This window comes from Nonomuraea sp. NPDC050394 (assembly GCF_044459065.1).
Taxonomy (GTDB): domain Bacteria; phylum Actinomycetota; class Actinomycetes; order Streptosporangiales; family Streptosporangiaceae; genus Nonomuraea.
Genome location: NZ_JBITIO010000002.1, coordinates 813,032 through 836,007, shown reverse-complemented (window position 1 = coordinate 836,007; position 22,976 = coordinate 813,032). Strand labels below are relative to the sequence as shown.

Sequence of the window (22,976 nt, the reverse complement as noted above, 5' to 3'; positions counted from 1 at the left end):
GGTAACCCCGTTGCGACCATGGCTCGACAGCCGGGGTGGGCGTGGCGCCGGTCAAGAGCGGAGTTGTCACGGCGGGAGACCCCGTGGGCCCTCACGACCATCGCTCGACAGGGGGAAAGGAGTTACGGCGGGGCGGGCAAGCCGGCCCCGCCGTAACGGAAAGTGCGCCTGAACGGACGCGTGTGACAGGCCTGTCGCTAGACGGAGCGGTAGAGCTCGGCGACGCGGAAGGCGAGGTCCAGGGACTGGGAGCGGTTGAGCCTCGGGTCGCAGGCGGTTTCGTAGCGCAGGGCGAGGTCGTCCTCGACGATCTCCCGGCCGCCGCCCACGCACTCCGTCACGTCGTCGCCCGTGAACTCGATGTGGATGCCGCCCGGGTGCGTGCCGAGCGCGCGGTGCACCTCGAAGAAGCCGGCCACCTCGTCCAGCACGGCGTCCAGGCGGCGCGTCTTGTGGCCGCTCGGCGCCTCGAACGTGTTGCCGTGCATCGGGTCGCAGATCCACGCCACCTGCGCGCCGGACGCGGTGACCTCCTTGACCAGCGGCGGGAGCAGTTCGCGGATCTTCGGCGCGCCCATGCGGGTGATGAACGTCAGGCGGCCGGGCTCGTTGGCGGGGTTGAGCTTCTCGATCAGCGTGAGCGCCTCGTCGGCCGTCGTCGTGGGGCCGAGCTTGACGCCGATCGGGTTGCGGATGCGGGAGAAGAACTCCACGTGCGCGCCGTCGAGCTGGCGGGTGCGCTCGCCGATCCACACCATATGAGCGGAGACGTCGTACGGCAGGCCGGTGCGTGAGTCGATGCGGGTGAGCGCCTGGTCGTAGTCGAGGATCAGGGCCTCGTGGGAGGAGTAGAACTCCACGGTGTGGAACTCCTCCGGGTCGGCCCCGCAGGCCCGCATGAACGCCAGCGCCTGGTCGATCTCCCTGGCCAGTTGCTCGTAGCGGCGCCCGGCGGGCGACTCGAGCACGAAATCCTGGTTCCAGGCGTGCACCTGGCGCAGGTCTGCGTAGCCGCCCTTGGTGAAGGCGCGGGCGAGGTTGAGCGTGACCGCCGAGGAGTGGTACGCCTTCAGCAGCCGCCACGGGTCGGGCACCCGGGAGGCCTCGGTGAAGTCGAACCCGTTGACCATGTCGCCCCGGTAGGCGGGCAGGGTGACGCCGTCGCGGGTCTCGGTGCCCTTGGAGCGCGGCTTGGCGAACTGCCCGGCGACCCGGCCGATCTTCACGACGGGCACCTTGGCCGCGTACGTGAGGACGATGGCCATCTGCAGCAGCGTCTTGAGCTTGTTGCGCACGTTGTCGGCGGTGGCCCCGGCGAACGTCTCGGCGCAGTCGCCGCCCTGCAGCACGAACGCCTGGCCGCGGGCCACGTCGGCCAGCTGGGCCTTGAGCTGGTCGCACTCGCCGGCGAACACCAGGGGAGGAAGAGAACGCAGCTCGTCCACGACCTTGCCGAGCTCGGCGGGGTCGGGCCAGTCAGGCTGCTGGGCGGCGGGAAGCGCCCGCCAGGAATCGAGGTTGCTCAGTGCGCTCACGACAAACGAGGGTATTCCACTCCGCCTTCCTCTCCGACCCCGGATTCCGCATTCTGAGAACGTGTTCTCACCTGGCGGCCCATCAAACCCGGTAAACCGGTCATATCACTTGGATAACATGCTTCCCGCGGACACCGCCCGCCTCCAGCGCCCGGTGCGCCTTCGCGATGTCGGACAGCGGGTGGATCGTGTCCACGACCGGCCGCAGCGCCCCGGACTCCGTCAGCCGGGTCAGCTCGGCGAACAGGTCGTGGGTGGGGTTGCCGCTGAAGGCCCGTACGCGGTGCCTGCCGTACGCGGTGGAGGCGAGGATGTAGCCGAGCGAGGCGGCCACGCGCGCCGTGTCGAACGCGATCGCCACCATCCGGCCCCGCGGCGTCAGCAGGCGGCGCCACGCGGGCAGGTCCCTGCCCACGGTGTCGAGGACCACGTCGAACCGGCCGAGGCCGGCCGGACCGGTCGTCGCGTAGTCGTGCACCTCGTCGGCGCCGAGGTCGCGGACGAGATCCAGGTTCCCGGCCCCGGCGAGCGCGGTGACGTGGGCGCCGTAGGCGCGGCCGAGCTGGACGGCGAGGCTGCCGACGCCGCCCGCGCCGCCGCGCACCAGGAGGCGCTCGCCGGGAGCGAGGCGGGCCTTGTCGCGCAGCGCGGTGATCGCAGTCGTGCCCACGGGCAGGGCCGCGGCCCGGACCAGGTCGAGCCCGGCGGGGGCGAAGGCGAGCTGCCGGGGCCGCACGACCACGTACTCGGCGGCGCTGCCGAAGCCCTGGGATCTGGCCATGCTGCCCCAGACCCGGTCGCCGGGCTTCAGCCCGGACATCGGTGAGCCCAGGCCGGCGACCTCGCCGGCGAAGTCGATCCCGGTGCGCTTGGGCCAGCCGCGTCCGGCGAGGGCGGTGACCGGCCGCATCTTTCCGGCCCGGCCCAGGAGTTCGCCGCCGTTCACGGTGGCGGCGTGGACGCGTACCAGGACCTCACCGGGGCCGGGGACGGGCTTGGGCAGCGTGCCCTCGTACAGCACTTCAGGGGGGCCATAGCGGTCATAAAGGGCCGCGCGCATCTCACTCATGCCGTCACGCTAGCCCGCTAAGCGGAGAGGCCACTCCATTTGAGCTAATGTGAGAAACATGTCTGCGGAATCCTCTCGGATGGAGATGCGCGCGGACGCGCGCCACAACCGCGAGCGCGTCCTCGAAGCGGCCGGCGACCTGGTCGCCGCGCGCGGCCTCGACGTGCCCATGGCCGCGATCGCGCGGCGCGCGGGCGTCGGCGTGGCCACGCTCTACCGGCGCTTCCCCACCCGCGAGGCGCTGATGACGGAGGTGTTCCGCGAGCATCTCTGCACCTGTACGGCGACGATCGACGCGGCTCTGGAGGATCCCGACCCCTGGCGTGGATTCCGCACGTTCATCGAGACGGTGTGCGCGATGAACGCCGTCGACCGCGGGCTCGCGGCGGCCTTCCTGACGGAGTTCCCCGGCGCGGCCGACTTCGGGCGCGAGCGGGAACGGGCCGAGCAGGGCTTCGCCGAGCTGGTACGGCGGGCCAAGGCGGCAGGTCAGCTGCGCGCCGAGTTCGACCGCAGCGACCTGTCGCTCATCCTCATGGCCGCCGACGGCATCACCGCGGCCTCCGCCGAGACCGCGGTGGCCGCCGCCCGCCGTCTGGCCGGCCTGATGCTGCGCTCCTTCCACACCGGACCGGCCGTGCCCCTGCCGCCGCCCGCTCCGCTCGCCCTCTACCACCTGCGCCTGCCGGACTAGCGGCGGATCAGGGCCTTCGTGCGCACGTGCTCGGGCCGGACGCCGAAGCCCACGAACCGCCGCAGCGCCGGGCCCAGTATCGGGATGCCGGTCACGTTGGCGGGGATGCGGGGCGGCTCGCGCCGGTTCTCCAGGGTGACGCTGATGACGCGGTCCTGGAACAGGCGCTGCGCGGTCTGCGTGACCGCCGCCGGGAACAGCCGCCGCCGCTGCACCAGGTGAAGCGCCGGCTCCGGGATCGGCGCCCCCGAGCGCAGCGACCCGGCCAGCAGGTTGGCCGTGGCCACCGCGTCCTGGACGGCCAGGTTGATGCCGACGCCGAACACCGGTGACATCGCGTGCGCCGCGTCCCCGATGCACAGGAAACCGGGCAGGTGCCAGCGTTCGAGCCGGTTGACCGCCACGGTCAGCATGCTGAGGTCGTCGTAGCCCTGGACGAGGTCCACCCGGTCGCCGAGGAACGGCAGCAGCCGCCGTACCGGCTCCCTGAGGGCGTCGATGCCCTGGGCGCGCAGCCGGTCGAAGCCGCCCTTGGGGATCACGTAGGCCATCTGCCAGTAGGTCTCCCGGTTGATGGCGACCATGAGCCGGCCGGCCGCCAGGCGCAGGAACGTGTGGTCGACGTCGCCGGCCTCCCGCGGCATGCGGAACCACAGCACGTCCATGGGCGCCCCGAACTCCTTCGGCACGAGCCCCGCCGCCGCGCGCAGCGTGGAGCGCCGGCCGTCGGCGGCCACGGTGAGCGCGGCCCTGATCTCGTGCTCGCCCGAGGCGTCCCGGTAGCGCAGGCCGCGGACGACGCCGTTCTCGCGGATCAGGCCGGTCGCCCCGGCGTTCATGATCAGCCGGAACGAGGGGTACTCCTTGGCCGCCCCGGTGATCAGGTCAAGGAAGTCCCACTGCGGGACCATCGCGATGTAGTTGTACGGCGTGCGCAGTTCCCTGAGGCTGACCACCGGCCGGAGGCCCTCATCGGTCAGCGCGTGGACCTGGTAGGTCTTGCGGTGGGGCATCTTGAGGAAGTCGCCGATGAGCCCGAGTTCGTCGAGCACCATCATGGTGGAGGGGTGGATCGTGTCCCCCCGGAAGTCTCTGAGGAAGTCGGCGTGCTTCTCCAGTAGCGTCACCTCGACGCCGGACCTGGCGAGTTGCAGGGCGAGCATCGCGCCCGCCGGACCGCCTCCCGCGATGACACAGCTCATAATTCATCACCTAATGAAATTGTCGCACGACACGGGAAAAGCGCAAGGCCCGGCATCCGGCGAGCCCGAGGGGCCGAAGTACAGACGTGAGCGTCGCGACCGCCCCGCCACGGCCGCGACGCGCCACCCCGTTCGCGGCGCTCACCGCGCGACGGGCCGTACCGGCTGGGAGCGACCCCATGAACGAAGACCTCCACGCCCTGTCCGGCGCCTACGCCGTGCACGCCCTGCCCGAACTGGAAGGCGAGTTGTTCGAACGGCACCTGGTCCGGTGCGTGGCCTGCCAGGGCGAGGTGCGCCGCCTGCGCGAGACGGCCGCCCGCCTCGCGCTCCCCGCGGCCGTCCCGCCGCCCGCCGCGCTGCGCCGCCGCGTGCTCGCCTCGGCCGCCCAGGTACGGCAGGCCCACACCCCCGCCACCCTCCATCCCTGGCCGCTGGCCGAATCGGGCGCCACCGTCTGGTACCCCAGGACGGAGGTGACGGGCACCCTCCCCTTCGCGACCGGCGCCCCAGGACCCGACCGGCCCGGACCCCGGCGGACCGGCGCCACGGGGGCCGGGTCCTCGCCGGCGCCGGACGCGACCGGCGCGCGGCCGGAAGCGGGCGGCCCCCGGCCCGGCAGGCACGGCCGGGCGGTGTCCGGCGGGCCCGGATGGCGGGGGAGGACGGGATTCGGCGGGCCCGGGTGGCGGGGGAGGACGGGATCCGGGGGGTCCGGGTGGCGGGGGCGGGCGGCGGCGGGGCTGGCGGCCGTGTCCACGGCGGCGGCCGTCGCCCTCGGGGTGCTCGCGGTTCAGGGCCAGCAGCGATTGGAGACGGTGACCGCCGGCCGGCAGGAGGCGCTGGAACGGCAGAAGGACCTGCTGGACGTCATGGCCGCCCCCGACGTCCGGGTCGTACGCCGGCCGGTCACCGCCGGGGGCGAGGCCACCATCGTGGTCTCCAGGGAGCGGGGCAGGATGGTGTTCGCCGCGACGGGGCTGCCGCGGCTGAAGGAGGAAGAGGACTACGCGTTGTGGCTGATGGGGCCGCGGGGCGCCCGCCCGGCAGGGCTGCTGGACGACGGGGACGGGATGCTGCGGGCCGTACCGGAGAAGGGGGAGGGGCGGGTGGCGCTGACGGTCGAGCCGGCGGGCGGGTCGCGCCGGCCCACCACAGTGGCGATCATGCTGGCCGAGCTGCCTTCAGGCTGAGGCGCCCACGGCCTTGCGGAAGGCGAGCAGGCACAGCCCGAGCGCGTCGTGCTTGGAGGTCTCCTCGTCGCGGATCTGCTGCCACGCGGCGTACAGCAGCGCCCACATCACCTGCTGCACCCAGCTCGCCGGCATCCGCGCGTCGACCGAGCCCTCTTCGTGGCCGCGCTCGATCATGGAGATCAGCTCGCGGTCACTGGGGGTCTCGTTCTCCCAGTCGGCCGAGTCGATGAGGTGCGGTTCGGTGAAGGCGAGCATGAGGTAGTCGCCGAGCTCGAAGTACTCCTGCATCAGGCGGTCGAGCACCTGGATGGCCGGTCCGTCGGTGAGCCTGGCCCGGCTGGTGGCCTGGGCGATCTTCTCCAGCAGGTCCTCGGACATCGCGGTGATCAGGTCGGTGCGCTCGGGGAAGTAGCGGTGGATCGTGGTGCGGCCGACCCCGGCGGCCGCGGCGACATCGCTGAGTGAGGCCCCCGAGTTGCCGGTCAGTGTGGAGAAGGCGGCATCGAGGATGGCGCGACGGGTCCGTGCGCGCAGCCCTGTCTCAGCAACGGTCATGGGCACACCGTACCACTAAGAAACTGATTTGCCTTTCTTGGAACAAGTGTGTTCCACTGTCATCCATGACTGCTCCAAAAAAGTTTCCACGGCTCCGGATTTTGTGGAGCTTTGCCCGGCCCCACAGGGGCAAGCTCGTCCTCGGGTTGTTCCTCGCGCTGCTCGGCTCGGGGATGAGCCTGGCCACGCCGATGGTGACCAAGTGGGTGCTCGACTCGCTCGGCGCCTCGCTGTCGTTGTCCGGGCCCATCACCGCGCTGGTCGGCCTGATGCTGGTCGGCATCGTGATCCTGACCTGGCAGTGGATCATGCTCGGCGCGCTCGGCGAGCGGGTCGTGCTGGAGGCGCGCGAGTCGATGGTGCGCCGCCTGCTGCGCGCCACCATCCCGGCCGTGACCAGGCGGCCCAGCGGTGAGCTCGTCACCCGGGTCACCTCCGACACCGTGCTGCTGCGCGAGGCCGCGTCCTCAAGCGTCATCGGATTGATCAACGGCGCGATCATGCTGGTGGGCACGCTCGTGCTCATGGGCGTGCTGGACCTGGTGCTGCTCGGCACGACGGTCGCCGCGGTCGTCGTGGTGGGACTGCTGTTCGCCACGCTGATGCCGGCCATCGCCAAGGCGCAGGAACGGGCCCAGGAGCACGTGGGCCGCGTCGGCGGCCGGCTCGAAGGCGCGCTGCGCGCGATCAGGACCATCAAGGTGAGCCGCGCGGAGGACCGCACCGCCGAGCGGATCATCGACGACGCCCGCGTGTCGACCAAGTACAGCATCCGCGCCGTGCGCAGGGAGGCGATCGCCTGGACGCTGGCCTGGTCCGGCATCCAGCTGGCCATCATCCTGATCCTCGGCGTCGGCGCCTGGCGGGTGAGCCTCGGCGTGCTGGAGGTCTCCAGCCTGATCGCGTTCCTGCTCTACGCGTTCGCGCTGATGGAGCCGATCACCGAGCTCAGCCAGAACGTCACCGCCCTGCAGGCCGGCATCGCCGCGGCCGAGCGCATCCGCAGCGTCGACGACCTGGAGCAGGAGAGCTCCGTTCCCGCCGGGACGGGCGTCGCGACCGCGGGCGCCGCCGCGCCGGCGATCCTGGAGCTTCGGGGTGTGCGGGCCGCCTACTCGGCCGACTCGGAACCCGCCGTCAAGGGCGTGGACCTGGTCATCCCGCGCCGTGGGCACGTCGCGATCGTCGGGCCGTCGGGGGCGGGCAAGACCACGCTGTTCTCCCTCATCCTGCGGTTCCTGCAACCTCAGGAGGGCGAGATCCTGCTGGACGGCGTGCCGTACCAAGACCTCACGCACGACCAGGTGCGCGCCCGGCTCGCCTACGTCGAGCAGGACACACCCGTCGTGCCCGGCACGATCCGCGACAACCTGCTGCTGTCGCACCCGGAGGCCGGTGAGGACGAACTGCGGAAGGTCCTGCGCGACGTACGGCTGGCCGACATGGCCGGCACCCTCGACCAGGAGCTGTCGCCGACGTCGGTCTCCGGCGGCCAGCGCCAGCGGATCGCGCTGGCCAGGGCACTGCTGCGCACCCCCGACGTGCTGCTCCTCGACGAGGCCACCGCCCAGCTCGACGGCCTCACCGAGGCGGCCGTGCACGACTGCATCAGCGATCGGGCGAGCAAGGGCGCCGTGGTGACGATCGCGCACCGGCTGTCCACCGTGATCGACGCCGACACGATCGTCGTCCTCCAGGACGGCAAGGTACGCGCGCAGGGTTCCCACACGGCGCTCCTGGAGACCGACGAGCTCTACGCGAGCCTGGTCGAGGCGCTCAGCCTGGCCGAGGGCAAGAGCCCGGCCGCGGCCTGAGCGGCCGGGTGACGACGCCGGTCACCCGGCCGGCGTGGCCATCGGGAACGGGTCCCTGGGCACGGGGTCTCCAGGGGCCGCGCTGCCCGCGACCGTCCACGCGACGGTCGCGGGCGGCTCACTCAGCGCAGTGCCTCCACCGCCTTCACCAGCGAGGTCGTGGCCAGGTCGCGCAGCGGCGCGTACTCCTCCTCCGGGTACTGCCGCGGACCGTTCTCCACCAGCAGGATCAGATAGAGGTAGGTGCGGTAGAGGTCGAGGCGGGCCAGCGCGGCCGGCGTGAGCTCCAGCGGGCGCACCTCCCGGTACCCGGCCAGCAGCGGATCGTTCTCGCCGACCTCGCCGAAGATCGTCGGCGTGATCAGTTCGGCCAGCGGATCGCCCCAGAACGCCCGCTCATGGTCGATGATCGCCTGGATCCGGCCGTCGAGCGTGAGGAAGACGTTGCCCGGCCACACGTCGAAGTGGACCAGGCTCGGCGTACGCACCTCGTCCAGCACGTGCGCGGCGGACTCGGCCACCCGCCGGATCTCCTCCGCGGGCAGCGGCAGCGGCGTCGGATAGCGCAGGGTGTCGTCCAGCAGCGCCCCGAGCATCGCCAGGTACGCCGCCCGCCAGGTCGGGCCGGTGATGCCGTTGTGCGGATAGCCGAACACCTCGCCGGTCACCGAGGCCAGCGTGGCCAGGTGCCGGCCCAGCTCACGGCGTACGTCGTCGGGGGAGTCCGGCCGGGTACGGTTCCACGGCGTGCCGTCGAGCGCGCGCAGCACCAGGTAGTCGCCGCCGAGCACCGGATCGTCGAAGCCCGCCCGCAGCAGGGCGGCCACCGGCACGCCCGCCGCGCCGGCCAGCTCGATCGCGTGCGCCTCCATGCGCAGCAGGTTGCGCTCGTAGGTGAGCTGGTCGAGGTCGGGTGGCGGGGAGAGCTTGAGCACCACCTCACGGCCGTCGTCCAGCCGCACCCGCCACACGGCGTTGGCGAACCCGTCGGTCAGCTCGCTCGCGGCGGCGACGCCCGTGCCCATCGCCCGCCGGAGCAACGCGTCGAGCTGCCCGGGGGACAGGCGGCGCTTGGTTCTGCTCTCCACAGAGCGAGATTCTGTCCGCTTCGAGCGGTGATCGTCCAGTGCGTCTCGAAGCCTAGACGGCGCTGATCGTCCAGCTCGCCTCGTGGTGCTCGCCCGGCTTCAGCACCACCAGGTCGGTTCCCGAGTTGAACGCGTCCGGCGGGCACGTCATCGGCTCCACCGCCACACCCTCGTAACCGAGCTGCCCGCCGGTGCACACCTGCACCCACGGCAGCACGGCGGGATCCCACCTCACGCGGGTGCCGCCCACCCGCACCTCGCCCGCCGTCAGCGCGGTGAAGGCGTTGTCGACGTCCTGGCCGCCCAGCGGGCGCGGCGCGCGGAAGTCGTACGGAGTGCCGGACACCTCCTCCAGCGCCCGGGGCAGCAGCCGCTCGTCGTTCAGCACCACCTTGCCGGCCGGGACGTGCAGCACGTCGGAGTCGCTCAGCAGCCACGGATGCGGCCCGCACCCGTAGGGCGCCGGGCGCTCGCCGGTGTTGCGGGCGGTGACGGTCGTGCTCAGCCCGGCGGCGTCGAGCCGGTGAAGCACCCCCAGCTCCAGCGTGAACGGGTAGCCGGGCGCCGGCGTGATCGTGTGGACCAGCCGGACGAAGGCGTGATCGTCCTCGGCGGCCAGCCACTCCGCGACCCGCCAGTCCGCGGTGGAGACCAGGCCGTGCAGCGCGTTGCCGCGCTCCGGCTCGGTCAGCTCCAGCCGGTGCCCGTCGCCGTCGAAGGAGTAGCGGCCGCCCGCGACCCGGTTGGGCCACGGGGCCAGGATCGTCCCGGCGTAGAACGGGATCGGGCCGCCCTCCGGCCACGAGGTCACGAGGTCGCGCCCGCCGTGCCTGAGCACGCGCAGGGCGGCGCCGCGCTGGCTGATCTCGGCGGTGTAGCCGCCGCCGGACAGAGAGGGCACGGGGAGTCCTTTCGCCAACGCTGGGGTCGGTCAAGGATATCCGCTGGTCAAGCGGAGGCTCGCCGTACCAGATGAGTGTCGAGTATGACGACCGGCTGGCTCAGCTCCTCGCCGTTGATGCGGGCCACGAGCAGGTGCGCCATCTGGCGGCCCATCTGCTCGGTCGGCTGGTGGACGGTCGTCAGCGGCGGGTCGGTGTGCAGGGCCGCCTTGGAGTCCTCGAAGCCGACCAGCGCGACGTCCTCGGGCACGCAGCGGCCGGCCGCCTTCAGCTCGCGCAGCGCGCCCACCGCCATCAGGTCGGAGGCGGCGAACACGGCGTCGAGGTCCGGATGGCCGGCCAGCAGCGCGCGCATCGCCGCGGCGCCGCTCTCCTCGGAGAAGTCGCCGTAGGCCACCAGGTCGGGGGCGTTCGAGGCCAGCAGCGCGTCACGGTAGCCGGCCAGGCGGTCCACGCCGACGCCCATGTCCTGCGGGCCGGCGATGGTGGCGACGCGGGTGCGGCCGATGCCCAGCAGGTGCTTGACCGCCTGGCGGGCGCCGCCGCGGTTGTCCATGTCGACGTAGCTGTAGGGGTCGAGGCCGACCGGACGGCCGCCGAGAACGGTCGGCACGCCCATCTCCTCCAGCCGTCCCGGCAGCGGGTCGGCGCCGTGCAGTGACAGCAGCAGGACGCCGTCGACGTGCTGGCCGGTCAGGAAGTGCTCCAGCCGCTCGTGCTCTTCCGGCGACTGGGCCATCGCCAGTATGAGCTGCAGGCCGGTCTCGGCCAGCGCGGAGCCGATGCCCCTGATCGTGCCGGCGAAGTACGGTTCGTCGAACACGCGCAGCTCCGACTCCGACACCACCAGCGCCACCGTGTCGGTGCGGCGCGTGACGAGCGTGCGGGCGGCACGGTTGGGGACGTAGCCGAGTTCGTCGATGGCCTGGCGCACGGCGGCGCGGGCCTTCGCGCTGACGTTGGGCGAGCCGTTGATGACCCTCGACACCGTGCCGCGCCCGACCCCGGCGCGGGCGGCGACTGCTTCAAGAGTCGGTCGGTTCATGGCCACCATTCTGCCGGATGATCTCCGCGTACCAGAGAGCGCTGTCTTTGGGGATGCGGCGCTGGGTGGCGAAGTCGACGTGGACGAGGCCGAAGCGTTTGCCGTAGCCCCATGCCCATTCGAAGTTGTCCATGAGCGACCAGGCGAAATAGCCCTCAAGCGGGATGCCGCGGCGGGTGGCCTCCAGGCAGGCGGACAGGTGTTCGCGCAGGTAGGCCACCCGGCCGGGGTCGTGGACGCGCTCTCCGTCCAGGTGGTCGTCGAAGGCGGCGCCGTTCTCCGAGACCACCATCGGCACGGCCGGGTACTCCTCGCGCACCCGCGTCAGCACCTCCAGCAGGCCGCCTGCGTCGATCTCCCAGCCCATCGCGGTGACCGGCCGCCCGCCCGGGACGAACGAGACGTGCTCGCTGCCGACCCACGGCGAGCCCGTGCCGGTCGGCGCCGCGGCGGCCGAGGCGGGTCCGGGGCGGGAGGAGACGGTGAAGCGGCTGTAGTAGTTGACGAGCAGCAGGTCGATCGGCTCGCTGATGACCGCAAGATCCTGATTTTTCATGAAATCCAGGTCCATGCCGAGGTCCTCCAGGACGTCGGGTGGATAGGAACCCTTGAGAAGAGCGTCCAGGAAGAAGCGGTTCTGCAGGCCGTCGATGCGGCGGGCCGCGTCGTGGTCGTCCGCGGTGGCGGGCGTGATCGCGTAGAGGTTCACGCAGCCGCCCACGCGCGAAGGCCGCAGCGCCTGTACGGCCAGCCCGTGCGCCAGGTTGAGATGGTGCGCCGCCCGGATCGCGGCGACCGGGTCGCGCCGCCCCGGCGCGTGCTCACCCGAGGCATACCCCAGGAAGGCCGCGCACCACGGCTCGTTGACCGTCGCCCACGTGTGCACCCGGTCGCCCAGCGCCTCGTGCACGGTGGCGGCGTAGTCGGCGAAGCGGTAGGCGGTCTCCCGCTCCGGCCAGCCGCCTCTGTCCTCCAGCGCCTGCGGCAGGTCCCAGTGGTAGAGCGTCAGCCACGGCTGGATGCCGTGCTCCAGCAGTTCGTCGGTGAGGCGCCGGTAGAAGTCGAGGCCCTTCCGGCTGACCGCGCCCGAGCCGTCCGGCTGCACGCGCGGCCACGAGACCGAGAACCGGTAGGCGGTCAGGCCCAGGGCGGCCATGAGCTTCACGTCGTCGCGGTAACGGTGGTAGTGGTCGATGGCCACGTCCCCGTGGTCGCCGCCGACCACCCGTCCGGGCACGCGGGTGAAGGTGTCCCAGATCGATCGGCCGCGCCGGTCGGCGGCGCCCTCGATCTGGTAGGCCGAGGTGGCCGCGCCCCAGGCGAACCCCGCGGGGAAACGCCCGGGCGCGTGCCGTACCTGATCTTCCTGGGTCGTCATGCCTTGACCGCGCCTTCCATGAGCCCGCCCACGATCTGACGGCCGAACAGGACGAACACCACGAACAGCGGCAGCACCGAGGCGGCCGTGCCGGTGAACAACATCACGTAGTCGGTGCCGTGCGCCGAGTTGAGCGCCGCGATCGACGTCTGCACCACCGGGTTGTCCGGGTTCAGCACGATGAGCGGCCACAGGAACTCGTTCCACGTCTGCATGAACACCAGCAGCGCCAGCACCGCCATGCCCGGCCGCAGCGCCGGGAGCACGACCCGCCAGTAGATGCCGAGCGTGGCCGCGCCGTCCACCCGCGCCGCCTCGACCAGCTCATCGGGTACGGCCTGCGCGACGTACTGCGTCATCATGAACACGCCGAACCCGTTGACCAGGAACGGCAGGATCACCGCCTTCAACTGGCCGGTCCAGCCCAGCGAGACCATCAGCTCATACAGCGGCACCACGCCCATCTGCTGCAGCGGCACCATCATCGTCACCAGGATCAGCCCGAGCAGCAGCCGCGCGCCGGGAAAGCGCAGCTTGGCGAAGGCGAACCCGGCCAGCGTCGAGATCGCCACCACCGACAGCGTCACCGTGCCCGCCACGACGGCCGAGTTCAGCAGGCCGGTCAGGAAGTGGGCGTCCTCGGTGGCCAGCAGCCGCTCGACGTTCTCGCCGAGCAGGCCGCCGGGCAGCAGGGGCGGAGGGGTGTCCAGCGCGTCCTCGTTGGAGCGCGTGGCCATGATGAACATGTAGTAGATCGGGAAGGCCGACAGCACGAGCGCCACCGCCAGCCCGATCCTCGTCGTGATCGTGGCCCGGTTCATCGGATCCGCCTCGTGAACAGGTAGTTGACCAGGGTGCCGAGCAGGATCAGCACGAACAGGAGCCAGGCGGCGGCCGCGGCGTACCCCATGTCGAAGTCGCGGAAGCCCTCCTTGACCACGAACATCGCCACCGTCTGGTACTGGCCCGTGGTGCCGCCGGTCATCATCGGGTTGCCCTCGAACATGACCGGCTCGGCGAACAGCGTCAGCCCGCCGATCGTGGAGACGAACACCACGAACACCAGCGTCGGCCGGAGCATCGGCACCGTGATCCGCCAGAACTGCCTGCGCGGCGAGGCCCCGTCGATCGACGCCGCCTCATAGAGGTCGCGGGGGATCGTCTGCATCGCGGCCAGCAGAATGATCGCGTTGTAGCCGGTCCAGCGCCAGTCGATCATCACGGCGATGGCGATCCAGGACGACCACTTCTCGTTCTGCCAGGTGATCGGGGTCCCCAGCAGCCAGTTGACCAGGCCGTAGTCGCGGGAGAAGAGCTGGCTGAAGATGACCGCGACCGCCACCACCGAGGTGACCAGCGGCAGCAACACGCCCAGGCGCAGGATCAGGCGGCCCCTGAGCCGCTTGTTGAGCGCGTTGGCCAGCATCAGGGCCAGCAGGAGCTGCGGCACCGTGGCCAGCACGAACATGCCGAGCGTGTTGCCCACCGCGTTCCAGAACTCGGCGTCGGCGACCAGCTCCGCGTAGTTGCCGAGCCCCAGCCAGCTCTTGTCCCCGGCCAGCTCCCAGTCGTGCAGCGAGATCCACAGCGTGTACCCGAGCGGGAAGGCCCCGAAGACGGCGAACAGCAGATAGTACGGCGAGACCAGCAGATACGGGGTACCACGAAGATCGAACCGGGACCACCGGCCACCCCTGCCCCCGTGCTCGTCTCGCCCGCCCACGCGCCGCGCCCGCCGCCCCGCCGACCGTGGTTCCTCTGACCGTGCTTCCTCTGACCGTGCTTCCTCCGAGCGTGGCTCCCTCGGCTTTGGCCCCTCTGACTGCGGCTCCGGCGACCGCGGCGACTGCCGCGGTCGTGGCGGTTGCTGGGGTTGCTGGGGTGGCTGGGGTGGCGCGAAGTCCATGGCCATGCTCAGCCCGCGGCCTTCACGCCGGCGGCCACGAACCTGGCCCACGCCTCCTCATACGGCACCGCGCCGTGGTCCATGCCCTCGATGACCTTCTCGACGGCCGTCTTGACCTGGGCGTGCTTCTCGCCCAGGAACATCGGCAGCAGATCCTTGACCGAGGCGGAGAAGATCTGGCCGGTCGGCGCGTCGCTGAAGTAGGCGTTCTTCAGGCCGGTGACCTTCGCGTCCTGCTGCGCCGGCAGCGAGCTCGGGAACGCGCCCGCCTCCTCGAACGCCATGACGTGGCCGTCCTTGCCGGTCAGGTAGTTCAGGACCTCGGCGGCCTCCTTTGGGTGCTTGCTCTGCTTGGGCAGGGCCAGCCAGGAACCGCCCCAGTTGCCCGACCCGCCCGGCACCGCCGCGACGTCCCAGTTGCCCTTGTTGCCCTCACCGGCCTTGCCCTCGATGACGCCGAGCATCCACGACGGGCAGCCCATCGTCGCGAACCCGCCGCCCTTGATCGCCTTGTCCCACGCCGGGCTCCAGGCCTGCAGCTTCGCGGTCATCCCGGCCTTGCTGAACGTCTGCACCCAGTCGAACGACGTCTTGATCGCCGGGTTGGACTCGATGACGAGCTGGTTGCCCTTGTCGAAGTAGGCGACGTTGCCGTTCTTCGGGGCCTCCTGGGAGAGGATGACGTTGTAGATGGTGTTGGGGCCGTCCATGAACTTGGCCCCGGTCTTGGCGGCCTCGAACTTCCTGCCGGTCTCCAGGAACGCGTTCCAGTCGGGCCAGAGCTTGGCCACGTCCTCCCGGCCGGTGGGCAGGCCGGCCTTCTTGAACAGGTCCTTGCGGTAGCACATCGTCATCCCGCCGATGTCGGTGCCGAGGGCGAACAGCTTGCCGTCGGCGTTGACGCCCGCCTCCCACTTGGCCGCTGGGAAGTCGGCCTTGCGGTTCTGCATGCCGTACTGGCCGAGGTCGGTGAAGAACTGGGGGCGGGCGGCCATGAGACCCATGGCGCCCTCGTCGATCGCCACCACGTCCGCGGCACCGCTGCCCGCCTGGAGGCGCTGGAGGAGCTGAGGGAGGTAGACGTCCTCGAAGCGGTCGGTCAGGTTCTGGTACTTGACCTGGATGTCCGGGTGAGCGGCGTTCCAGGCCTCGACCGCCTTGTCGTAGCCGAAGTTCTCACCGCCGCCGAAGGTGTGCACGGTGATCGTGACGGGTTCCGCCTTGGCTTGGGCCGAGGTTTGGGGCTGGGGGGTGGAGGTGGTTCCGCAGGCGGCCAGAGCGGCGGTCATGACCGCGGCGGTGGCCAGACGCGTGTGCTTCATGTGTGCCCCTTGGTGGTGGGGTGGGGGATGTGGGAGCGATCTGGGAGCGCTCCCATGCAGAGTGCATCAGGGCGATGGCCCCGTCAACGAGACGACACGCAACCGTTACATTCCGCTCGTCCTGCGGGCTTCGTACCGGACTTCAGGCCACAAACCCCCCCGTGAAGATCTCTGGGAGCGCTCCCGTCGCACTTCTCGTGCGGCCGAGATCAACCCCGCCATGCCGATCGCTCCCGCCGCCTCGCCGGCCCTGGGGCGATCCAGGTTGGCGGAGGTGGCCGGGGTGGCTTGAGGTGGCCAGGTGACCGGGCCGGCCGGTTGGGTGTGGCTTGCCCGCATGTGGCCAGGCAACTGGGCAGCCAGCGGTCCAGGCAGCTCGGCAGCTGGTCCGGCCTGCCAAGCGGTCTGGCGGGTGGCCGGGGGTCAGGGAACTGGTTGTTGTGCGGGCGTGCGCCGCCAAGGGGAGGGAAATGTGATAGCCGATGTGGCTATTGGGGTTTGTGGTGTTTGTGTGGTTTGGGGATGGCAGATCACGAATGGATAACGGGATGGGAGATCTATTTGAGGCGAAAAAGGGAGATCTATTTGGCGGGAGCCGTATCGGCGGGAAAGTCGTAATGGACGCCGGTGAGGGCTTCGGAGACCGACCACAGGCGGGCGGCGACGGCGCGGTCCTTGGAAGCGGGGGAGGAGTCGACGGGGGTCGGGTAGCCGCGTGAGCCGAAGGGGCCGTCGGGGCCGACGTAGGTGCCGCCGGCCAGGCCGCGTTCGGTGGCGGCGTAGAGGAGCGGCAGGGCGCCGTGCTCGGCGCTCTGGGCGAACAGCACGTTCCCCAGCCGGGAGCCGAACTCCAGGATCGGGTTGCCCTCCATGCGCGGGCCGACGGCCTGGAGGTTGGTGGCGGCGTAGCCGGGGTGGGCGGCGACGCTGGTCAGGGCGCCGGCGGCGCGGCGCTGCAGCTCGTAGGCGAACAGCAGGTTGGCCAGCTTGGACTGCCCGTAGGCGGCCCACTTGCGGTAGGAGCGTTCGCCCTGGAGGTCGTCGAAGTCGATGCGGCCCGTCTTGTGCATGCTGCTGCTGACAGTCACTACGCGGGGATCGGGACGCTCCAGCAGCCGGGGCAGCAGCAGGCCGGTGAGCGCGAAGTGCCCGAGGTGGTTGGTCCCGAACTGCATCTCGAACCCGTCCACGGTCTGCCGGTACGGCAGCGCCATCACACCCGCGTTGTTGACCAGCACGTCGAGCCCGCCGGTGTACGCGGCGGCGAACGCGCGGACCGAGGCCAGATCGGCCAGGTCAAGTTGCCTGACCTCCACCGAGGCGTGAGGAGCCGCCTTCTTCACCAGCTGGGCGGCGGCCTCGCCCTTGGCGACGTCCCGGCAGGCCAGCACGGTGGCGGCGCCGCGCCTGGCCAGCTCACCCGCGGCGATCATCCCGATGCCGCTGTTGGCTCCCGTCACCACGGCGGCCAGGCCTGACAGGTCGCCGATGTCCGCTGCGGTCCATCCCATGACGCCTCCACATGTGATCACCGTCACCCTAACCCGCCCACTCCCTCCCCGGTCATCAGACTCCGCGGGGACGGGACTTGAGGGTCCCGGGGAGCGCGACCCGCGGGCCGGGGCCGGGGCACGGGCGGGTTGCGGGCCAAGGTGTGGGGCGCGGGTGGGCCGGGGTGTGGGGCGCGGGCGGGGTTGCGGGCCAGGGCCGGGGCACGGGCGGGTTGCGGGCCAAGGTGTGGGGCGCGGGTGGGCCGGGGTGTGGGGCGCGGGCGGGTTGCGGCCAGGGCCTGGGGCACGGGCGGGTTGCGGGGGTTGCGCGTGCGGGGCCGTGGGAGGGGGCCGGCGGGGCGTCGTGGCGGTGGGGACCCCGTCCGACGTGCGCGGCGCCCGGCGATCGGCGCCCACCCACTGCGGCGGGAGGCGGGGGCGGGGGCTTGCCGTAACGGAGAGGCGCGGGGAAGGCGGGAGAGGGGCGTGCAGAGACGGGGCGGCGCGGGCGAGGGGGCGCGGGAGTGGTACGAACGCGAGGGGCGCGCCAGGGGGCCGCAGGGGCGGGGGCGCGGAGGAGAAGGGGAGAAGGGGAACGGCGCGCCCGGGGGGAGGGGGCGCGCCGTTCCTGGGGAGGGAGAGTGGGGGGAAGGAGGGGAAGGTCAGGCGGAGTAGTCGGGGTAGCCGTAGCCGACGACCTGGGAGGTGGGGCGGACGCGCTCCTCGACCTTGCCGTTGCCGGTGTTGCCCTCGACGGTGGTGATGGTGCCGTTGCCGTTGTCCTTGATGACGAACCCGACGTGGTTGATGGAGTCGAGGCTCTTGCTGCCGCTCCACGAGAAGAAGACGACGGCTCCGGGCTTCGCGCCGACGCCCCAGCGGTTGTTGTTCTTGAACCACTTGGCGTGGGTGACGGTGTAGGCGTCCCAGCCGACGGTGGTGCGGGCGCCGGTCTCCTCGCCGACCCAGCTGACGAACATGGCGCACCATGCGGCGTTCAGGTAGGCCTGGCGGTTGCCGCCGTCGCGCTTGATGGTCTCGGCGGCGCGGGGGGAGGACATGTACCACTTCTGGAACTTGGTGCCGCCGCCCCTGGAGTCCTCGCGGGTGCCGATCTGCTTCTTGGCCAGCGAGAGGACCTGGGCCGCGGTGGGCTTCGGCCTGTCGCTGCCGGCCTTCTTGCCGGGCTCGGCCTGGACGACGGTTTCCGGGACGCCCTTCGCGGCGGCGGCGGACGCGGCGTGCGTCTCGGCCTGGGCGGGGTGTGTCGCGAACGCCGCGGTGGCGGCGATGGTCACGCCGAGAGCGGCGCGGGTGAGGTCGATCTTGGGGGCACGGGTAAGACGATGCTTCGCCATCGGGTGGGGTGACTCCTTGCTTCCATGCCGCTTACCGGGTTAGCTGACGGGTTCGGGCATGGAAGCTGCCCTACGGCGCGAGGCGCCGATTCACCCCAAAGGACCTGGGTCCCCGGTTCCGCGAGGGTGCGGATTCAGCGGTCACAGGCAAAGCCTGTGATGTGTGTGCGATGGTCTGGCAACGAACGGGTAGCCCGGACGTATGCCTTGGATGACCTGAAGGTAATACATGGGGCAAGGGGATTACAAACTCATAAATGACGATCTAAGGCTTGGTGCGGCCAAAAGGCCGCACCAGCCGGTCATCCCATCCAGTTAAAATTTGCCGGATCAGGTCCCAGACGGGTGCCGTTGTTGAGGGCTCCCATGGCAGCCATGTCCTCCGGGTCGAGCGTGAAGCCGAAGACCTGGATGTTCTCCTTGATCCGCGCCGGCGTGACCGATTTGGGGATCACCACGTTGCCGAGCTGGATGTGCCAGCGGAGCACGATCTGGGCGGGCGATTTGCCGTGTTTTCCGGCCAATGTGGCGAGCGCGGGGTCGTTCAGCAGGCCCTTGCCCTGGCCCAGCGGGCTCCACGCCTCGGTGAGGATTCCGTTGGCCTCGTGGAAGGCGCGCAGCTCGATCTGGGGGAAGTTCGGGTGCAGTTCGATCTGGTTGATCGAGGGGGTGATCTCGGCCTCGTCGATGAGCCTGGTGAGGTGCTCCACGCCGAAGTTCGATACGCCGATCGCGCGCGCCCGGCCGTTTCGGTAGATCTTTTCCAGGGACTTCCATGCCTGGAGGTATTTGTCCTGATCCGGAACCGGCCAGTGGATGAGGTAGAGGTCGACGTAGTCGAGGCCCAGGCGGGCCAGGCTCTCCTCGAACGCCTCTTCGGCGCGGCTGTGGTCGGCGTTCCAGAGCTTGGTCGTGATGAACACCTTCTCCCGTGGCAGCCCCGACTCCCGGAAGGCGCGGCCGACCCCGTCCTCGTTGTAGTAGAGCCTGGCGGTGTCGATATGGCGGTACCCCGCCTGAAACGCGGTGGCGACCGCGCGTTCGGCCTCGTCGTCGGGCACCTGCCAGACTCCGAAGCCGAGCTGCGGGATCTGCACACCGTCGGTGTTGAGCAGCAGCGAGTTCATGCGACCCATTGTTCACATGGCGTTCCCTGCGGCTTAAGGCGACCGGGCTAGCTTGAACCCGTCGTGAAGAAGCAATGGGCTTGGGTGGAATCGCCGCTCCAGATGCTCTGCGCCGTCGAGGCCCACCACGCCGGGCTGCTCGGTGAGCGCACGGTCATCGTGCCGAGGGCGCGTCAGCGCGCACTCGTGGCCACCCGTCGCGAGCTGGCCGGGCTCGACCTGCCCGACGGGCTTGAGCTGGCCAGGCCGAGCGAGGAGATGCCGCGGCCGGTCCAGGTGGTCGGTGACGCCTTCTCCGGGCGGGTGCAGCTGCGCTGGCTGACCTCGCGGCCCGGCCGCATCGTCATCGTGGACGACGGGCTGGCCACGCTCCGGCTGCTTGAACTGCTGGCCGCGGGGCCGTATCGGGCGCTGCTGAGGGCCAGGCACAAGGCGGGACTGCCGCGCAGGGTCCTCGGGACGGCGGCGGCGCTCAGGCTGGCCGCCTCCAGCACCGCGGTGTTCACCGCGCTGCCCGTCAAGGACGACCTCGCCGGCGCCGTGCGCGAGCGCGGCATCGACCTCGTCTCCCACGACTTCGGCTGGCTGCGCGCGCAGCCCCTGCGCTCGCCCGGCCCGGTGGAGCGCACGGTCGTGCTCGGCACCTCGCTGGTCCGCAACGGGCTCGTGCACCGCGAGCGCTACCTGCGCTGGCTGACGGAACTGGCCGCCAGCGAGCCCCTCGCCTACTTCCCCCACCGCCGCGAGGACCCCGTCGACCTCGCCGTCATCAGCGAACGGCCCGGCATCACCGTGCACGACGCCGGCGTGCCCGCCGAACTCACACTTCGCGGCCTGGACGCGAGCCAGCGCGTCCTGAGCCTGCCCTCGACCGCCATCACCTCGCTGCGCGTGCTGCTCGGCACCCGCGGGGTCGCGGTCGAACCGGTCGAGGTGCCGGACGACTGGTGGACCAGCCGGGCGGCCCCGGCGCTACGCTCACATCTGACGGGGGTTGCCGGGTGAGGATCCTGGCCGTTGCCGACTCTGACTCGTATCTGAAGTGGGCGGCCTGCCTGCTCGCCGACCTGCCCGGGGGCTGGGAGCGCGATCTCGCGGTGGTCCGCACGCCGATCGTGCCCTCGCCGCTGCAGATCGCCGCCGCCGTCGGCGACGGTCCCCTGCCGCCGGTGCTGTCGGCGCGGTCATTGCGGCGTATGGCGCAGCGGACCAGACCCGACGCGATCGTGGTGGCGTGCACGGGCCCGGTGGTGGACGTGCTGGTCGCCGAGGTGCTCGACGAGCTGCGGCCCCGGCCCGTCTTCGTCACCGGACTGCCCGGCATCTCGGTGCCCGCCACCGACAAGGCCTGGCTGTTCCGCAGCGGGTGCGACCTGTTCGTCGTGCACAGCGAGCGGGAGGCGGCCGAGTTCGGCGAAGTGGCCGGCCGGCTCGGCGGAGGGGGGCGGGTGGGTCTTGCCCGCCTGCCGTTCCTACGCGTCCCGGAGGACGGGGCCCGCTTCGAGCCCGACGGGCGCGAGCGCGACCGGGTGGTCTTCGCCACGCAGGCCAAGGTGCCGCGTGGCCGTGAGGAGCGCGAGGAGGTGCTGCTGGCCCTGGCCAAGCTGGCCGAGCGCCGCCCCGACCTGGACGTCGTGGTCAAGCTGCGCGCCCTGGACGGCGAGCGGCAGACCCACAACGAGCGCCACCCCTATCAGCGGCTCTGGCAAGAACTCGGCGAGCCGGGACGGCTGCGCTTCGCCGCCGGTTCGATGGACGAGCACCTGGCGGTGGCGGCGGGGTTCGTGACGGTGAGCTCGACCGCGGCGCTGGAGGCGATCGCCCGGGACGTGCCGTCGCTGGTGCTGGAGGACTTCGGCGTCAGCGCCGAGATGATCAACGTGGTCTTCACCGGCAGCGGGCTGCTGGGCACGCTCGACGACCTGGCCGACGGAGCCTTCCGCGAGGCGCGGGGGGCGTGGCGGGCGGCGAACTACTTCCACCCGGCCGAGGCGGGGACCTGGGTCGGGCTGCTGGACGAGCTGCTGGCGGGCCCTCGCGAGCCGGCCCGTTCGCTGCTTGACGGCGCCGAGCACCTGGCCGCCCGGCGCCGGGCGCGGCTGCGGGTGGAGGTGCCGCCCGAGGTGCTGCGCATCGGCTACCGCACCAAGCGCAGGCTCTCCCGCGCCCTGCGCACCGGCTGACCAACCGCGCACCCGCCCTCAGACGCGCACACGCCCTCGAACGTCCGGAACGCACCCTCCTAAGACCGCTCCTCCCGCGACCTTGTGGAGGTGGGCTCCTTCCGAGAAGCTGCGGGGGCGCCTAAGAGCGTGCTTGGGAGCCTCAAAGGCAAGCGCTAGCTTGGGTCGAGGTGTGGCCGGAGCACGTCCAGGTGCTCCGGGCGGCCCGCGGCGATCACGTTCGAGCGGTAGAGACCCACGGCGTCGGGACGGTCGAAGTAGGCGCGCTCGCACGGCACCAGCGTGTTGTGCAGCTCGTCGATCAGATAGACCCGGGGATAGTGCGCGTAGACGAGGTCGAGCAGTTCGCCGGTGTCGCAGCCGCAGTTGGCCTGCAGCTCCGGATGCAGCTCGAACAGCAGCGCCGGGCGCGCGGCGAGCGTGGCCCGCGCGCCCTTGAGCACGAAGCCCTCATAGCCCTCGACGTCGATCTTGATCAGGTCGGCGGTCCGGCCGTCGAGGTAGGCGTCGAGCGTGGTCATCGCGACCGTCACCGACCTGCCGCCGGGACCGGCGTTGCGGACGTCGGCCGAGTGCTTGCCGGACTGCTCCGCCGACAGGTGCAGCTCAAGGGACCCGGCTTCCGCGCCCACGGCCGTCCCGGCCACCTCGACCCGCTCGCCCAGCCCGTTGCGTTCGACGTTGGCGCGCAGGTGGCCGAGGTTCTCCGGCACCGGCTCGAAGGCGATCAGCCGCCCGGACGGCATCCGGGCGCCGCCCGCGCAGGCGTAGACACCGATGTTGGCGCCGACGTCGGCCACCAGCCCGCCGAGCGCGGCCAGGTCCTCGAAGAGCGAGACCTCGAACTCCTCGTAGTAGCCGCCCGAGATCGACGGCATGATCGTGTTGTCCCACGCGGGCCCGGTCAGGCGTACCCCGCGGTAGGCCACGACGGCGCCCGGGGCCACGCCCATGCGGAAGACGCGATGGTAGACGACGTTGACCAGCGGCAGCCTGCGCACGCTGCGTCCACGCAGCAGCACCCTGGCCAGCCGGCTGCGGTTGGCGGCGCGGGCGGCACGCATCGTGGTGACGGCGAGCCTGTGCCTCAACTTGCCGATCATGACTCCACC

At 71.2% G+C, this 22,976-nt stretch carries 20 protein-coding genes and 1 riboswitch; of the genes, 5 read left to right on the top strand and 15 right to left on the bottom strand.

Features of this window, described 5'->3' with window-relative positions; all coding sequences use genetic code 11:
* Window positions 1-197: 197 nt before the first annotated feature.
* Both ACIBKY_RS11885 and ACIBKY_RS11880 read right to left on the bottom strand, forming a co-directional pair.
* A complete protein-coding gene (locus ACIBKY_RS11885) occupies window positions 198-1,535 on the bottom strand; it encodes a class II 3-deoxy-7-phosphoheptulonate synthase (RefSeq protein WP_397096627.1) in 1,338 nt (445 codons plus the stop codon).
* 100 nt (window positions 1,536-1,635) lie between these two features.
* Window positions 1,636-2,595, bottom strand: a complete 960-nt coding sequence (locus ACIBKY_RS11880) for an NAD(P)-dependent alcohol dehydrogenase (RefSeq protein WP_397096873.1) — start codon at window positions 2,593-2,595, stop codon at window positions 1,636-1,638.
* Window positions 2,596-2,662: 67 nt separating this feature from the next.
* On the opposite strand from ACIBKY_RS11880, the gene ACIBKY_RS11875 reads away from it, so the two are divergent.
* Entirely contained in the window at window positions 2,663-3,298 is a 636-nt protein-coding gene (locus tag ACIBKY_RS11875) for a TetR/AcrR family transcriptional regulator (protein ID WP_397096625.1), read from the top strand.
* On the opposite strand, the gene ACIBKY_RS11870 is transcribed toward ACIBKY_RS11875, so the two are convergent.
* Window positions 3,295-4,500, bottom strand: a complete 1,206-nt coding sequence (locus ACIBKY_RS11870; protein ID WP_397096623.1) for an FAD-dependent oxidoreductase — start codon at window positions 4,498-4,500, stop codon at window positions 3,295-3,297. The two genes, ACIBKY_RS11875 and ACIBKY_RS11870, sit on opposite strands and share 4 nt — an antisense overlap.
* Before the next feature lie 179 nt (window positions 4,501-4,679).
* Between ACIBKY_RS11870 and ACIBKY_RS11865 the strand changes: the two genes are divergently transcribed.
* The gene (locus tag ACIBKY_RS11865) at window positions 4,680-5,693 is read left to right on the top strand and encodes an anti-sigma factor domain-containing protein (protein ID WP_397096621.1); all 1,014 of its coding nucleotides are present in this window, start codon (window positions 4,680-4,682) and stop codon (window positions 5,691-5,693) included.
* Here ACIBKY_RS11865 and ACIBKY_RS11860 read toward each other — a convergent pair.
* Window positions 5,685-6,251, bottom strand: a complete 567-nt coding sequence (locus ACIBKY_RS11860) for a TetR/AcrR family transcriptional regulator (RefSeq protein ID WP_397096619.1) — start codon at window positions 6,249-6,251, stop codon at window positions 5,685-5,687. The genes ACIBKY_RS11865 and ACIBKY_RS11860 overlap by 9 nt on opposite strands.
* Before the next feature lie 98 nt (window positions 6,252-6,349).
* On the opposite strand from ACIBKY_RS11860, the gene ACIBKY_RS11855 reads away from it, so the two are divergent.
* Window positions 6,350-8,065, top strand: a complete 1,716-nt coding sequence (locus ACIBKY_RS11855; protein WP_397096872.1) for an ABC transporter ATP-binding protein — start codon at window positions 6,350-6,352, stop codon at window positions 8,063-8,065.
* A 122-nt stretch (window positions 8,066-8,187) separates the two neighbouring features.
* Here ACIBKY_RS11855 and ACIBKY_RS11850 read toward each other — a convergent pair whose 3' ends face one another.
* The 10 genes from ACIBKY_RS11850 to ACIBKY_RS11805 all read right to left on the bottom strand — a co-directional run bounded on the left by ACIBKY_RS11850 (window position 8,188) and on the right by ACIBKY_RS11805 (window position 19,681).
* Window positions 8,188-9,153 (bottom strand): phosphotransferase, encoded by a 966-nt coding sequence (locus ACIBKY_RS11850; RefSeq protein WP_397096617.1) that lies wholly within the window; start codon window positions 9,151-9,153, stop codon window positions 8,188-8,190.
* 52 nt (window positions 9,154-9,205) lie between these two features.
* The gene (locus ACIBKY_RS11845) at window positions 9,206-10,054 is read right to left on the bottom strand and encodes an aldose 1-epimerase family protein (RefSeq protein ID WP_397096615.1); all 849 of its coding nucleotides are present in this window, start codon (window positions 10,052-10,054) and stop codon (window positions 9,206-9,208) included.
* A 47-nt stretch (window positions 10,055-10,101) separates the two neighbouring features.
* Complete coding sequence (locus ACIBKY_RS11840) at window positions 10,102-11,109, bottom strand: LacI family DNA-binding transcriptional regulator (protein WP_397096613.1); 1,008 nt, start codon at window positions 11,107-11,109, stop codon at window positions 10,102-10,104.
* Entirely contained in the window at window positions 11,081-12,478 is a 1,398-nt protein-coding gene (locus tag ACIBKY_RS11835; RefSeq protein WP_397096611.1) for a GH1 family beta-glucosidase, read from the bottom strand. The genes ACIBKY_RS11840 and ACIBKY_RS11835 overlap by 29 nt, the downstream gene beginning before the upstream one ends.
* Window positions 12,475-13,299, bottom strand: a complete 825-nt coding sequence (locus tag ACIBKY_RS11830) for a carbohydrate ABC transporter permease (RefSeq protein WP_397096609.1) — start codon at window positions 13,297-13,299, stop codon at window positions 12,475-12,477. Before ACIBKY_RS11830 ends, ACIBKY_RS11835 begins: the two co-directional genes overlap by 4 nt.
* On the bottom strand, window positions 13,296-14,201 hold the full coding sequence (locus tag ACIBKY_RS11825) for a carbohydrate ABC transporter permease (protein WP_397096608.1): 906 nt from the start codon (window positions 14,199-14,201) through the stop codon (window positions 13,296-13,298). Before ACIBKY_RS11825 ends, ACIBKY_RS11830 begins: the two co-directional genes overlap by 4 nt.
* A gap of 191 nt (window positions 14,202-14,392) precedes the next feature.
* Window positions 14,393-15,706: an ABC transporter substrate-binding protein gene (locus ACIBKY_RS11820; RefSeq protein WP_397096606.1), complete on the bottom strand. Its 1,314-nt coding sequence runs from the start codon at window positions 15,704-15,706 to the stop codon at window positions 14,393-14,395.
* Between the two features lie 581 nt (window positions 15,707-16,287).
* On the bottom strand, window positions 16,288-17,217 hold the full coding sequence (locus ACIBKY_RS11815; protein WP_397096604.1) for an oxidoreductase: 930 nt from the start codon (window positions 17,215-17,217) through the stop codon (window positions 16,288-16,290).
* Window positions 17,218-17,858: 641 nt separating this feature from the next.
* Window positions 17,859-18,554, bottom strand: a complete 696-nt coding sequence (locus ACIBKY_RS11810) for a CHAP domain-containing protein (protein ID WP_397096602.1) — start codon at window positions 18,552-18,554, stop codon at window positions 17,859-17,861.
* Between the two features lie 13 nt (window positions 18,555-18,567).
* A riboswitch (cyclic di-AMP (ydaO/yuaA leader) is annotated at window positions 18,568-18,704 on the bottom strand.
* A 152-nt stretch (window positions 18,705-18,856) separates the two neighbouring features.
* Window positions 18,857-19,681: an aldo/keto reductase gene (locus ACIBKY_RS11805; protein ID WP_397096600.1), complete on the bottom strand. Its 825-nt coding sequence runs from the start codon at window positions 19,679-19,681 to the stop codon at window positions 18,857-18,859.
* A gap of 84 nt (window positions 19,682-19,765) precedes the next feature.
* Between ACIBKY_RS11805 and ACIBKY_RS11800 the strand changes: the two genes are divergently transcribed.
* Entirely contained in the window at window positions 19,766-20,686 is a 921-nt protein-coding gene (locus ACIBKY_RS11800) for a hypothetical protein (protein WP_397096598.1), read from the top strand.
* Window positions 20,683-21,864, top strand: a complete 1,182-nt coding sequence (locus ACIBKY_RS11795) for a DUF6716 putative glycosyltransferase (RefSeq protein ID WP_397096596.1) — start codon at window positions 20,683-20,685, stop codon at window positions 21,862-21,864. The genes ACIBKY_RS11800 and ACIBKY_RS11795 overlap by 4 nt, the downstream gene beginning before the upstream one ends.
* A 155-nt stretch (window positions 21,865-22,019) precedes the next feature.
* Here the strand turns inward: ACIBKY_RS11795 and ACIBKY_RS11790 are convergent, their stop codons facing one another.
* Window positions 22,020-22,967 (bottom strand): FkbM family methyltransferase, encoded by a 948-nt coding sequence (locus ACIBKY_RS11790; RefSeq protein ID WP_397096594.1) that lies wholly within the window; start codon window positions 22,965-22,967, stop codon window positions 22,020-22,022.
* Between the last annotated feature and the right edge of the window lie 9 nt (window positions 22,968-22,976).